Genomic DNA, 12,892 nt, shown 5'->3' with positions numbered 1-12,892 from the left:
TTCCTGGTGGCCCTGAGCTCGTTCAGTTGGAGGCGCAGCAACATCGCTTCAGCGCGTGCGCGCCATCTTGACCTTGAGCATGATGGGCTCGGCCATCAGGTTCAGGCCGCTGTCGACCTGGTCGCCGTTCCACACGCGCTCCATCTGCCAGCGGCCCTTGTCGTCAAAGCTGCCTTCCTCGACGCGCAGCATGAAGCCGCTTGCTTGCGGCCCGCCTTCCATGCGCACGCGGGTGCGCTGGCCGACGATGAGGAACTCGTCGTCGCCGATCTGCGCAATGGCCACGCCGCCGCCGGGCTGTTCGGTGCCGGCCGGCCGCTCGTCTTTGCTGTCCCACGCAAGGTCCCAGAACTGCCATTGGCGGTAGGTCAGCTTGGCGATCCAGCCGCCTGGCAGTTCCAGCGACTGGGGCTTGCGGTCGTCGCCTTCAGCGGCGCCGCGCGTGCGGCCCTCGAAGGCCCACTGCGCCCACTGGCGCTGAATCGGCCGAAAGGCGCCGAAGACGCGGGCGAAGGGCTCGACCATGGTCTTGTCGGTGCGCTTGGAGCCCAGCGGGAAGTTGGCGTAGTTGAAGTAGTCCAGGCCGAAGGGCGCCACACCCAGGGTGCCGCGGCCCAGCGCCGCGTAGATCCAGCGCGCATAGCCCTCGGCATTGCCGATCTCGGGAATCCACAGCGCGTTGTCAGGCCGCTGGTACAGGCGCATATTGGCCTTGATCCCCTCGGAGTTGGGCGTATAGATGTCGGGCGCGACGATGTCGATGGCGGGTGCTGCGGCCTTGTAGATGTCGATGACGTCCCAGACCGGCCCACCGCTGGCGAAGTTGCCCTGCCAGGGCTTGGGCGGCTGTTCCAGCGCCTCGCGCAGCGCGCCGTTGACGTACATCGGCAGGTCGTAGACGGCGCGGCCGGCCTTGGCGATCTCGCCGATGTAGCGGGCGATGGCCCAGGCGTGGAAGTACTCGTCGGCGTAGTCGCCATAGACCTCGCGCCAGGTGCCTGATGCGGCGGCCTTGGGCTTCTGGCGCGCCAGCACTTCGGCGGGCACCGGCTGCTCGAAGGCCGCCTGGGCCGCTGGCCCGAAGTCGCGCACGAGGCCGTAGGTGCCGGCCTCGTTCTCGACCTGAACCATCAGCACGGTGCGCTCGGTCGCGTCGATCTTCTTCAGGTGGGCCATGAGCGCCACGAAGGCGCGCTTGTCGGCCTTGAGCGTCTCTTCGCCGAAGGGGCTGAAGCAGAAGTTGGGCTTGCCGTCGCGGTCCAGCATGGAAGGGAAGCGCCTCCCATTGAGCTTGACCCAGTCGGGGGTGTACGAGCCGCCGGTGTTCTTCCAGGTCGCGAACCACAACAGCACGAGGCGCTTGTCCTGCTGCCGCGCTTCCTTGACCAGGACGTCGAGGAAGCTGAAGTCGAACTGGCCTTCCTGGGGCTCGACCTGCTGCCATGCCACCGGCATCAGCACGGTGTTGGCATGCGCATCGTTGGCCGCGGCCCAGACCTTGCCCAGGGCTTTGGGATAGTTGCTGGAGTTGTGCGCCTGGGCGCCAAGCATCAGGAAGGGTTTGCCGTCGACGAGCAAGGCATGGTGGCCGTCCCGCTGCACGAGGCGCGGGGCTTCGGCGGCGCTGACGGGCGTGACAAGCATTGCGGCGAGCAGGGCCGCGATCAGGGAGGTCTTCTTCATCGCGGCCGGGCCCTAGGGTTTCGCAGGGCCGGTCAGACGCAGCATCAGCACGCTGTGCGGCGCCAGCCGCGCTTGCAGTTTGCCGCTGGTGTCGCCCGTCTTCTTGCTCCACAGGTCGGACCAGCGGTAGACGGCCTGCTTGAAATCGACCGACCGCTTGCTCAGGTCATCGCCCAGGACTTGCTTCTTCCAGTCATGGTGAACGTCGGCAGGCTGGTTGGAGCGGTTCAGGAACATCAGTGCCCAATCCCCGCCGTCGAGCGGCTTGGCATAGAACTCCAGCGGACCGTCGACCAGGACGCGCAGCGCCTGCACACCCAGCTTGTCCTGGTTCACCGCGATCACGCCCGCGTTGGTCAGGATGCGGCGGGTCGACTCGGACATGGAACGCAGGTCGTTGCCCAGGATGAGGGGGGAGGCCAGCATGGCCCAGATCGACAGATGGGCGCGGTCTTCATCCTCGCTCATGCCGTTGCCGACTTCGAGCATGTCCATGTCGTTCCAGTGACCGGGCCCTGCGAAGTTGCGCAGGTTGGCGTCAGCGTGCTTGTCGAGGATGCGCAGCACGCCCAGACCCGTCGAGAAACCGGGATTGAACTGGCAGTCGAAGCAGTTGTAGATGTCGGGTGTGGTGCGCCACAGATGGCCGACCTTGCCGGCCCACTCCCACGGCTTGCTCATGCCCCATTCGCAGATGCTGAACACCATCGGACGGCCCGCCTTGGCGATCGCGTCGCGCATGGTGGTGTAGGCCGGCTCGGCGCTCATGCCCGGGGTGTCGCACCAGTCGTACTTGACGTAATCGATGCCCCAGCGCGCGTAGACCAGCGCATCCTGATATTCGTGGCCGCGGCTGCCGGGACGGCCGCCGCAGGTGGTGGCGCCGGCATCCGAGTAGATGCCCAGCTTGAGTCCCTGGCCATGCACATAGTCCGCCAGCGCCTTCATGCCGGATGGGAAGCGCTTGGGGTCGGGCTGGATGTTGCCGTCGGCGTCGCGCTGGCCTTGCCAGCAATCGTCAATGTTCACGTACTGGTAGCCGGCGTTCTTCATGCCCGACTTGACCATGGCATCGGCGGTCTCGCGTATCAGGCGCTCGTCGATATCGCAGGCAAATTTGTTCCAGCTGTTCCAGCCCATGGGCGGGGTGAGCGCCAGGCCTTCAGTCTTTTGAGCCCAGCCATTGCCTGCCGCGCCAAGGAACAGGGTCAGCGCCGCGGCGGCCATCATTGCCCAGCTGTGGAACAGCGACTTGTGTGTTGTGTGCCTTGTTTTCACTTCTCAGGTTCCTTGGTGATTCGTAGAAAAGGGGCATCGCCGCGTCAGCTGAGCCGCCAATACAAGTTGGAGTAGCCGTGCGCGATGCTGTGGAACGGCATCAGCTCGTACGCTTGGCCCGGGCTCGGCCCGCTCAGATGGAACGTCAGCGGGCCAGCACCGCGCCGGACCGCCCGGTCGAGGCCGACGCCCTCTAGGTGCAGCGGGAGGATCTCCAGCGGTTCGGTGAACTTCTTGCCATAGGACACGTTGTGCGCCACCAGGTCGGCACCGGGCGCCATGGCGGGGCCATCGATGCGCGCCGCCAGCACCAGCGGCCCATACATGAGCGCTGCAATCTGAGGCGCGTTCGGCAACGGCGCCAGGTGCAGATGCATCGGCAGATCGATATCCAGCACGTCGCCGTTGCGCCAGGTGCGCGAGAGCTCCATGTAGCGCCCGGCCTGGTCACTGGCCATGAGTTGGCGGCCGTTCAGGCGCACGCTCATCTGCTTGCACCAGCCCGGGTGGCGCAGCCTGAGAACGAGCTGGGTGGGCCGCTCCAGCCGCAGCGTGAGCCGGCTGGCGCCGCGCTCGGGAAAGTTGGTCGTCTGGCGCAGATGCACGCCCTGGTCGGCCCAGTGCAGATCCGACGCCATGTATTGGTTCACATACAGCACGTCCCCGCGGTGGAAATAGATGGAGTCGACGTGCTTGGCGTGGCTTTCCATCCCCGTGCCGGTGCAGCAGAAGAACGAATGCTCATGCGAGCAGTAGAGCTTCGGATAGGTGCGTCGGGTGGCCTGGAAGTAGGTGAACATGCCACTGTCCGGCTCCTGCGAAGCGAGGATGCCGTTGAACAGGGCGCGTTCGTGGAAGTCGGCGTAGGCCACCGACGGTTGCGCCGCGAACAGGGCTTGCGTCAGGCGCAGCATGTTGTAGGTGCCACAGGTCTCCATGGTCGAGGCCGAGGCCAGATGCTTCTCGAACTCGGCGGGCGGAAAGAAATGCTCGTTGTCGCCATGCCCGCCGGTCGCAAACGAGCGCTGCTCGACCACCGCGCGCCAGAAGTAGCGCGCGGCTCGTCGGTATTGCGCCTGTCCCGTGAGCCCGTGCAGCCGGGCAAAGCCGATGACCTTGGGAATCTGCGTGTTGGCATGCATGCCGTCGAGGGTGTCACGCCCTTCGGCCAGCGGCGCGAGCAGTGCCCGGTGGCTGAAGCGCTCGGCCAGGCGCAGGTAGCGCGCCTCTCCGGTGAGTGCATGCAGGTCCGCCAGCACTTCACTCATGCCGCCGTGCTCCAGATCGAGCATCTTCTGAAAGCGCGCCTCGTCGATGGGCCGCGCGGCCTCGTCGATCCAGTCGGCGATACGCACGAGGATGGGGAGCGCCCGCTTGTTCACGCGGTGCACATGCACGTCGCGCAGCCCGGCCATGAACTTGTGCAGCGCGTACCAGGGCACCCCGATGACAGGCCGGCCGGCCAGGCAGTTGCGCAGTTGCGTATCGCCATCGGGGAAGCCGCAGACCAGGCCACCAGGCGCCGCTTCCTGGCAGGCCTGCAGCTCCTTGATGACGTAGTCGATCCTGACGCGCGCACTCTCCCGCCCGGTGGACGCCCATAGCAGCGAGCAGGCGCTCAGGAAATGGCCCAGGGTGTGTCCCGGGCAAAGCCCCTCGGCCTCCCAGCCGCCGTACACCGGCGCCTTTGGCATGAGGCCTGCACTTTTCCGATAGTTATGCAGCAGGCGGTCGCAGTTCAGCGACTCGAGATAGCGCGCATTGAGGTTCTCGGATTTGCGAAATGGGCCGTCGAGCAGCCGCACATCCGACAAGGGGAAAGGCTGCGCGGCTTCGCCCGGGCCGCTTTCCTCACCACTCGCCTCGTCGGCCTCGGCCGGCATGCCGAGCAGCAGCGGCGCCGCGGCAAGGACCTGCAACAGGTGGCGTCGAAGGAGATCCGCCGAAAGCCCCTGATCCCAGGCGTCGCCGGGTGTCGATCTCGTGCTTGAGCTTTTCTGAAAATCAGTCTTCATGCCGGTTGTCATGTTGGTGCGCTGAGCTCAGGGTTGAACGGTCCATTCGATACTGTCGGTATTGCCATGCTCGTCGCGCACGCGCAGCATCGCGCGGCCCGCTGACAGCGCCACTTGTGGCCAGACTGCAATGCAGTCGACGACCTTGGCCTGCCGCGCCGGGTGGCCGTTGACCTCCAGGCTCAGTTCACGCGCATTGCTGTAGGCCATTCACAATGACTGGCCCGGCGCGCCGCACGCTGGCGCGGCGGTTGGCCAGGTGCACCACCGGTTCGCGCTGCCACCAGGCGCGCCACAGGAGGAAAGCGTCCTTGCGGAAGCGCCAGGCGCCGTCCACAAGGCTCGACAGGCGGGTGGCCTGGGCCTGCAGTGCGAGCAGGCCCAGCGTCATTGCGAGAACGGCGAGAAGCATCAGCGGGCGCCCGGTTCGAGGACGACGCGGCCCCACAGCCCGGAGGGCTGTCCGGCCGTGGCTTCGACCAGTACGGTCACCTGGCGGCGCGGGCCGCCCTGAGGCAGGGTCACAGCGAAGGGCGCCGGCTCGGCACCGGCCTTGTCGGCGAGCTTGACGCCGTCCACCCACACTTCGGCCTTGCCGGCGATGCTGCCGAAGACGAGCTGCGCGCGGCCGTCGTTGCGGTCGGCGCGCACCTGCACGCTGCCGCGGTAGAGACGAAAGGCCTGCGCCTCTGCGCCGCGGCGGATGGGCGGCTCGTCCCAGCCCCAGGAGTTCATGTCGGTCTCGGCCAGCACGACATTCGGATCAGGACGGGTGGCGTGGGCCGGTGAGACACGCCAGCTCAGCAGCGGCGTCGTCGGCTCGGCCGTCGGCACGCTCGGCGGCGCGGCGGCTGGCTGCAGCTTGAGCACGACTTCTGCGGGTTGCAGGCCGTCGGCAGATGCGCGCAGCTTCAGCTCGCCGCGGCCGTCGCGCCGGGCCTGCACGATGAGCTGGGCCAGCCCGTTGAACAGGCTGCGCTCGCTGGCCTTGTCGGGCTCGTGAGAGTTCGGGTCGCCGTTCCCCACACCAATGAGGTTGGCCTGGCCATCGAGCTCGAAGCGCACGCGGGCGTTCGCCGTCGGCACTGGCCGGCCCTGGGCGTCGACGGCGCTGACCGTCACCGGCATGGCGTCCAGCCCGTCGCCGGCCAGGGCAGGGCGGTCCGGCGTCAGCACAAGGCGGGCGGGCGCGCCGCTCGTCTCGACGGTGTCGCGCGCGATCTCCTTGCCGTCCTTGAGCGCCACGGCCTCGATGCGGCCCGGTGCATAGGTCACCTTGAAGTTCGCCATCTCGTAGGGGTCGACATCTTGTTCGCCGACGACCACGCCGTTGAGCAGCAGCCGCACGCGCGGCGCGTTGCTGGCGACCATCACGTGCACGGCCTGGCCTTCGCGGCCGGCCCAGTTCCAGTGCGGCACCAGCTTGACGACCGGGCGGTCCTTCACCCATTGCGCCTGGTGGATCCAGAACGCCGTCTTGGCGAAGCCGGCCAGGTCCATCGCGCCGAAGAAGGAGCCGACGCTGGGCCACTCGTAGGGCGTCGGTTCACCGCGGTAGTCGATGCCGGTCCAGATGAAGCTGCCGGCGATGAAGGGCCGCTCGCCGATGGCACGCCAGGCCTGGCGATGCGTGTTGCCCCAGGAGGAGGGCTCGTCGTCGTAGCTGCCGAACACCTGGCCGGCGCGGTCGCTCGTGAACTCGCCACGCGTCATGTAGGCGGCGGTGTCCTCGGTGCTCGTCATCGGTCGCTTGGGGTGCTTCTGGTGATACCCGTCATAGGCGCCGATCTGGTAGTTCACGCCGACGACATCGAGCGCATCGGCCGCGTTCAGGTCGGTGAACAGGCCGCCGTGCATCGCGCCCGTGACGGGCCGCGTTGGGTCGAGCTTCCTGATCGCGGCAACCATGCGGCTGGCCATCTCGTAGCCCGGCTCCGTGCTTTGCAGCGGCTCCTCGTTGAAGATGGACCACAGGATCACGCTCGGGTGGTTGCGGTCGCGGCGCACCATCCAGGTCAGCTGCTTCAGGTAGTCGGGCGAGGGATTGAAGTTGCGGTTCTCGTCCATGACGAGCAGGCCCAGCCGGTCGGCGATATCCAGCACCTCGGCCGCGGGCGCGTTGTGCGAGAAGCGGATCGCGTTGGTGCCCATCTCCTTCAGGCGGCGCAGGCGGAACTCCCAGATGGCCTCCGGCACGGCGACGCCGACGCCGGCATGGTCCTGGTGGACGCAGACGCCTTGCAGCTTCACCGGTTGGTCGTTCAGGAAGAAGCCGCGGTCCGCGTCGAAGCGGATGCTGCGAAAGCCCGTCTGCACCTCGGTGCGGTCGAGTTCCTTCGCACCGTCGCGCAGCGTCGCCCGCACACGGTAGAGATGGGGCTGCGCCAGCGACCACAGCCTGGGCTCGCGCACATCGAGCTTCATGCGTGCGACGGCCGACTCGAGCCCGCTGACCCGCGCGCGCGTGCTGGCCTTGGCGACTTCGCGGCCGGATGGATCGATGACGACCACATCGACAACACCACTGCGCTCGGACTTGGCGCTGCTTTGCAGCGTCACCTCGACGGGAATGGTCCAGCGCCCGTTCTGCTTGACCGGGTTGGCATGCAGGCCGTCGGTGGCGATGTGCAGCGCGTCGCGCTTGACCAGCCAGGTGTGGCGGTAGATGCCAGCGCCCTCGTACCACCAGCCCTCCTGAGCTTCGGCGTCGACGCGCACGGCGATGGTGTTGGCGTCGGCGCCGTAGCGGACATAGGGCGTGATGTCGATGCTGCGGCCGTTGTAGCCCGACCAGTTGCGGTCGACGACGATGCCGTTGACCCAGACCGTGCTGTGGGTGGCGATGGCATCGAACTGCAGTTCGATGTGGCGGCCGCGGTCGGATTCGGGCAGGGGCAGGTAGCGCCGGTACCAGCCGAAGCCGCGCTGGCGGTAGCCCTGCGACGCGTTCTCGTTGCGGTCGAACGGGTTCTCGACTGCCCAGTCATGCGGCAGGTCGACGCGCCGCCAGCTGGAGTCGTCGAAATCGGCGGCGGCAGCGCCCCAGGCGCCGTTGGCCTTGCCGTTGTGATAGCTCATGCCATGGCCCTTGACCGCCGGCATCGGCACGTCGCCGCGGTGGAAGAGCCAGCCACTGTCGAGCGAGAGGCGCTCGCGGCCAGCGGCCTGTGCGGGGCCTGTCGCCAGTGCGAGCAGGGCGACGATCGTGGCAATCAGCCAATACGGGATGCAAGACGCGCGGGGCATGACTCAACTCTCTATGGATCGGGCGCTCGAAATGGAAAAGCCCCGGCGGCTGCGGAGGTCCGGGCGGGGCTCAATCGAGGAAAAAATAGGTCGCGCGGCCCCTTTTGAAGACCGCGCGACAAAACCAGGTCAACGTGTGCCTGGCCGACTCGGAGACGAGCCAGTTAATCGTTGCGGCGGCGGCGGCGCTGTGCGCTGATGCCCACGGCTGCCAGGCCGAGCAGCCAGAGGGCTGTGGTGGTCGGTTCCGGGACGGCGGACACGGAGTCCGCGGAGGCGGTCAGGCCGATGCGCATCTTTGCCCAGGTGGTGGCCCCGGGATTGGTCCAGGAGGCGGTCAGAAGGGTGGGGCCCCCGTAGTTAGGCGAGCTGGCGTCGATGAAGGCTTCGACGTAGTTGGCCGAATCGCAGGTATCGGTGACGAAGTCGGTGCTGCACAGTTCGATGTAGGCGTTGGCCTGCGCCATCGAACCGCTGGCGTGGATGCCGTCCAGCGTGGCGCTGACCGTGATCGTGGTGTTGCCGCTCACCATGATCTGGCCGTCGAAAACCTTGGCAAAAGCCCATCCGGACTGGCCGCCGTCGACTTGGACGGAGGCAAATGCCGTCACGCCATTGAGGTCGCTGGAAGTCTTGGCGGTGAGGCCGGCCTGGGCCGAGGACATTTGGTTCGCTACCGAGGCGCCCAGCGCATTGCCGTGCCATCCGATAACGCTGTCATTGAAGCTGGGATTCAGCAGAGCGCTGGATGCACCTGCGGTCTTGGAAACCCACTCCACCTCTGTGGGCAGGTAGTACCACCATTCGCCACCTGAGGTTGACAGCGTCAAGTTCGAAATCCTCACCTCCGCCATGTCGGCGGCAGCCAGTTGGGATGCAGCGATCAGCGAGGCAGCTAAGACGGTCTTGTATCGATTCAGCATGGTGTCTCCAGTGTTGTCGTCGGGTTCGGGTGCCGCGCCCGCCCATCGCATAACGCCGGTACAGCGCTTGCGCGGTATGACCAGTTTCTCAAATCTGTATATTGGTAATACCAGTAAAAACACCTATCACCCCCAGCGCAAGGGTCCTTGCGGCTTCCTGCCTTCGTTCGAGGTGGGAGTGCGCCGCGTTCGGAACGTGATCGTCAGGCCCGCGACGGTGGGTTGCGATAGGCCCGCTTCAGGCTTGGAAAAGACAGAGCTCAAGCGACTCTGCATTCGTCGTGATCGAGAAGCCCGGCGCCTTGGGGGGCAGATAGCACGTCATCGATCAATCTCGCTGAGCATCACGCAGGACGAACAGCCAATCAAACCGGTCGGCGGGCCATGGCCCTGCGTCGCAGCAATGGGCAAAGTGGGCCTTCGTACTCACGAAAGGGCTCATGTGAAGATTCTCTGGAAGCGCATGCGCGCAACGGTTATCAGCGTCGTGGCGATCGGCATGATGCTCGGCGTCACGCATGCCCAGGACAAGGAGATCGGTACGGCGCCGTCCCTGGCTGTGTCCGCTGACTTGCCGCCTTGGCTGCGTCGTGGTCTGCCAGGGCGAGGCCACGCCACGCTAGCTCCGCTGGCTGGCACCTGGCGCGTGCAGATGGGTGTCTACGCCACCCTCGGCCGGAGCGCCGATGCACCGCCTATCACCTCGGATGACCTTGTTACGCGCCGCCAGTGGGTGGCCGGGGGGCGCTACCTCGAGGACACGACCGAAGGCACGCTGGACAAGTCTCGCTACTGGCGCCGCGGCTGGCTGGGCTACGACAACATGGCCGCGCGCTACGAATGGGTCACGATCGACGAAGCAAACGCCGGAATGATGCGGTACGTCAGCCTCACCGGATCGGGGCCGCAAATACGGCTTGACCTGTTTGGCACGTTTGTCGATCAGGGTGTGGCAGGTGAGGCTTTCGTCGGCAAGACGATCCCGATGCGTACCGTGATACGCATTGAAGGGCAGGACCGCCACGTTATCGAGCTCTACTTCACGCGACCCGGTCACAAGGAGGCCTTGGCCACCCGCGCCGTCTATACGCGCACCGCGCCGTGAGCCAGCCGTCCGATGCGCGCGCAGCACTGATGGTGCTGGCGCTCGGTGCCTTCGCTTTCGGTACGGCAGAGTTCGTCATCGTTGGCGTGCTGGACTTGGTTGCGCGCGACCTCGGCACGTCGATCGACCGTGCCGGCTATCTGGTGATGGCCTATGCACTGGGCATCGCGATCGGTGGTCCCATCGCTACCGCGCTGACCACGCGCCTTGAGCGACGCTCGGTGCTTGCGCTGTCGCTCGCGGCGTTCGTCGCATTCAATCTCTTCGTGATCGTCGCGCGTGAGTTCGGCCTGCTCCTGTTCGCGCGCTTCGTAACCGGCGCCATGCACGGGCTCTTCGTTGGCGCGGCCTCGGTGGTCGCGGCCGGGCTCGTGCGTCCGGAGCAGCGCGGCCAAGCCATGGCGATGGTTTTTGGCGGCGTTGCCGTCGCGACCGTGCTGGGCGTGCCGCTGGGCACCTGGGTGGCGCAGGCGACGGGTTGGCGCACGGCCTTCATGGCAGTCGTCGCTGTCGGTGCCGCGGCCTGGGTGGGAACGCTTTACTGCGTGCCGCGCTCAAGCGCACGCCCTGCCGGCACGTTCGGCATGCAGGCGCGCGCAGCCTTCGCGCCGCGCGTGTTGGCGCTGCTGGGGCTGGCCGCGCTGCTGATGGGTGGGCAGTTCAGCGCTTTCACCTTCATCGCGCCCTACTTGAAGCAGATCAGCGGCGCATCGGAAGCGACGATCAGCCTCTATCTTCTCGCCTACGGCATTGCCAGCGCCGTCGGCATGTTCCTCGGGGGGCGCTTTGCCGATCGCGATGCAGGATTGACGCTGGTGGCGGCGAACGTGCTCCTGGTCATCGTGCTTGGCCTCTTCTACCTCTTCGGCTCGAACCCCGTGGTGGCATTGCTCGCACTGGGTGCCTGGGGACTCGCCGGCTTTGGCATGGTTCCGGCGATCCAATTGCGCGTCGTCGGCCTCGCAGGTCCGGGTGCAGACCTCGCAGCCTCGTTGAGTGCCTCCGCAGTCAACGCAGGCATCGCAGCCGGAGCGCTAGGCGGCGGCGTGGCGTTGGCGCGATACGGCGTCGAGGCGCCGATGCAGGCGGCACTGTTGCTGTGCGCGCTCGCGCTGCCCGCGACTTGGATTACGAGGCGTCTTGCCGCGCCGGAAGACCCCGTTCTGCACTCACCCGCGCAGCCCGCGCACACTCATTGGTCATGAGCACACACCGGGCCGATCCAATGACACCGGACCTCGATCTGCTGAACCCCGTTCTGCAGGACCTGCGGCTGGTGCGCGCGTCGTACTGTCGCACCGACATGACGGCGCCATGGGGCGTGCAGATCCCGCTTCAGAGCGGCGTGTGCTTCCATTTCGTTGTTCAGGGCGGATGTTGGCTGAGACTGCCTGCGCGCGAGCCATTCTGGATCGGCCCGGGCGATGTTGCGCTGTTGCCGCGCGGCACTGGCCATGCGATCGCCGACGCCCCCACCACGCCGGCCCGGCCGCTCGAGGAATTCGACCAGGATTCGGTCGGTCCGACCACGCACAACATGCGCGCTGGCGGTGGCGGCGCACGCTCACTGATCGTCTGCTGCGCGCTCGAGTTCGACGAGCCGGCGGTGCACCCCCTGACGCAGCTGATGGACGAAGTGCTGGTGCTGCGGCATACCGAAGCGAGCGACCCTGCGCTACCGGCGCTGTTGTCCTTGATGGCCGCCGAGGTGGCCGCGCAACGTGTAGGCGCCGCCACGATGATGACGCGGCTCGCCGATGCAGTGGTCACGGCCATGGTGCGCGGCTGGGCCGAGACCCACGCGGGAGATCTGAAGGGGTGGCTGGCCGGAGCGCGCGATGCGCCGATAGGCCGAGCGCTGGCCGCAATTCATCACCAGCCGGGCCATCTTTGGTCGGTCGTGGCGTTGGCGAAGATCGCTGGCCTGTCGCGGTCGGTCTTCACCGAGCGCTTCACCGCCGCGGTAGGGTTGTCTCCAGCACGGTATATCGCGCACTGGCGCATGCATGTTGCCGGTGCGTGGTTGCGTCATGGGAGATTGACCGTCTCGGATATCGCGCAGCGGCTGGGCTACGAATCTGAAGCTTCCTTCAGCCGCGCATTCAAGCGTCTGTTCGGCGTTCCGCCGGGAACGCTGCGCTGGCAGGGCGGCTGACCGGTCTGCCCGTCCATTCGCCTAGTTTCACGGCCAATCATTTGGAGACACGATGCCCATCATCAACGTCAAAGTCAGCGCGACGCCTTCGCCGGAAATGAGCGCCCGCATCGCCAGCCTCTTGCTCGAAAAGACGAGCCGCATTCTCAAAAAGAAGCCTGAGCTCACTGCTATCGCCATCGAGTACGTCGATCCTCACCATTGGATCGTTGGCGGCACGTCGCTGGCTGAGCAACGCAAGAGCAGCTTCTATTTCGACATCAAGGTGGTTGACGAGACCAACACCAAGGCTGAGAAGGCTCTTTACGTTTCGGAGGTATTCGAGGCTTTTGCTCAGTTGCTCGGCAACCTGCATCCCGAGAGCTATGTCTACGTGCAGGATGTCCGGCCGACGGCCTACGGGTATGGAGGTCGAACGCAGGAGTACCGGTTCCAGCACGCGATCTAACTCTCAAAGAGTAGCGAACAGCTTTTTCTTGAAGATTGG

Annotated in this window: 11 protein-coding genes; 4 read left to right on the top strand and 7 right to left on the bottom strand. The window is 66.3% G+C overall.

Going from position 1 to position 12,892, the window contains the following annotated elements; genetic code table 11:
• Positions 1-48 precede the first annotated feature (48 nt).
• From AC1D2H_RS10070 to AC1D2H_RS10040, 7 genes are all read right to left on the bottom strand, one after another.
• Positions 49-1,683 (bottom strand): DUF5597 domain-containing protein, encoded by a 1,635-nt coding sequence (locus tag AC1D2H_RS10070; RefSeq protein ID WP_478010831.1) that lies wholly within the window; start codon positions 1,681-1,683, stop codon positions 49-51.
• Positions 1,684-1,695: 12 nt separating this feature from the next.
• Positions 1,696-2,961 (bottom strand): glycoside hydrolase family 27 protein, encoded by a 1,266-nt coding sequence (locus AC1D2H_RS10065; RefSeq protein ID WP_477902222.1) that lies wholly within the window; start codon positions 2,959-2,961, stop codon positions 1,696-1,698.
• Positions 2,962-3,005: 44 nt separating this feature from the next.
• Complete coding sequence (locus tag AC1D2H_RS10060; protein ID WP_478010830.1) at positions 3,006-4,976, bottom strand: glycoside hydrolase family 127 protein; 1,971 nt, start codon at positions 4,974-4,976, stop codon at positions 3,006-3,008.
• Positions 4,977-5,003: 27 nt separating this feature from the next.
• Entirely contained in the window at positions 5,004-5,186 is a 183-nt protein-coding gene (locus AC1D2H_RS10055) for a hypothetical protein (protein WP_478010829.1), read from the bottom strand.
• Positions 5,164-5,388, bottom strand: a complete 225-nt coding sequence (locus AC1D2H_RS10050; protein ID WP_478010828.1) for a hypothetical protein — start codon at positions 5,386-5,388, stop codon at positions 5,164-5,166. Before AC1D2H_RS10050 ends, AC1D2H_RS10055 begins: the two co-directional genes overlap by 23 nt.
• Complete coding sequence (gene galA, locus AC1D2H_RS10045; protein ID WP_478010827.1) at positions 5,388-8,222, bottom strand: beta-galactosidase GalA; 2,835 nt, start codon at positions 8,220-8,222, stop codon at positions 5,388-5,390. Before galA ends, AC1D2H_RS10050 begins: the two co-directional genes overlap by 1 nt.
• Before the next feature lie 164 nt (positions 8,223-8,386).
• Positions 8,387-9,145 carry a PEP-CTERM sorting domain-containing protein gene (locus AC1D2H_RS10040; protein ID WP_478010826.1) on the bottom strand — a complete coding sequence of 253 codons (759 nt, stop codon included), beginning with the start codon at positions 9,143-9,145 and terminating at the stop codon, positions 8,387-8,389.
• 442 nt (positions 9,146-9,587) lie between these two features.
• On the opposite strand from AC1D2H_RS10040, the gene AC1D2H_RS10035 reads away from it, so the two are divergent.
• From AC1D2H_RS10035 to AC1D2H_RS10020, 4 genes are read left to right on the top strand one after another with little or no spacing between them, the layout of a single operon-like run.
• Positions 9,588-10,250 carry a DUF1579 family protein gene (locus AC1D2H_RS10035; protein WP_478010825.1) on the top strand — a complete coding sequence of 221 codons (663 nt, stop codon included), beginning with the start codon at positions 9,588-9,590 and terminating at the stop codon, positions 10,248-10,250.
• Positions 10,247-11,455 (top strand): MFS transporter, encoded by a 1,209-nt coding sequence (locus tag AC1D2H_RS10030; RefSeq protein WP_478010824.1) that lies wholly within the window; start codon positions 10,247-10,249, stop codon positions 11,453-11,455. The genes AC1D2H_RS10035 and AC1D2H_RS10030 overlap by 4 nt, the downstream gene beginning before the upstream one ends.
• Before the next feature lie 20 nt (positions 11,456-11,475).
• Complete coding sequence (locus tag AC1D2H_RS10025) at positions 11,476-12,405, top strand: AraC family transcriptional regulator (protein ID WP_478010823.1); 930 nt, start codon at positions 11,476-11,478, stop codon at positions 12,403-12,405.
• A gap of 52 nt (positions 12,406-12,457) precedes the next feature.
• A complete protein-coding gene (locus tag AC1D2H_RS10020) occupies positions 12,458-12,853 on the top strand; it encodes a tautomerase family protein (protein WP_477936176.1) in 396 nt (131 codons plus the stop codon).
• Positions 12,854-12,892: the final 39 nt, after the last annotated feature.

The sequence above is a fragment of the Roseateles sp. P1_C1_2 genome, assembly GCF_056406535.1.
Note: the sequence above shows the minus strand (reverse complement) of the source record. Positions and strands in the feature narration are given on the sequence as shown.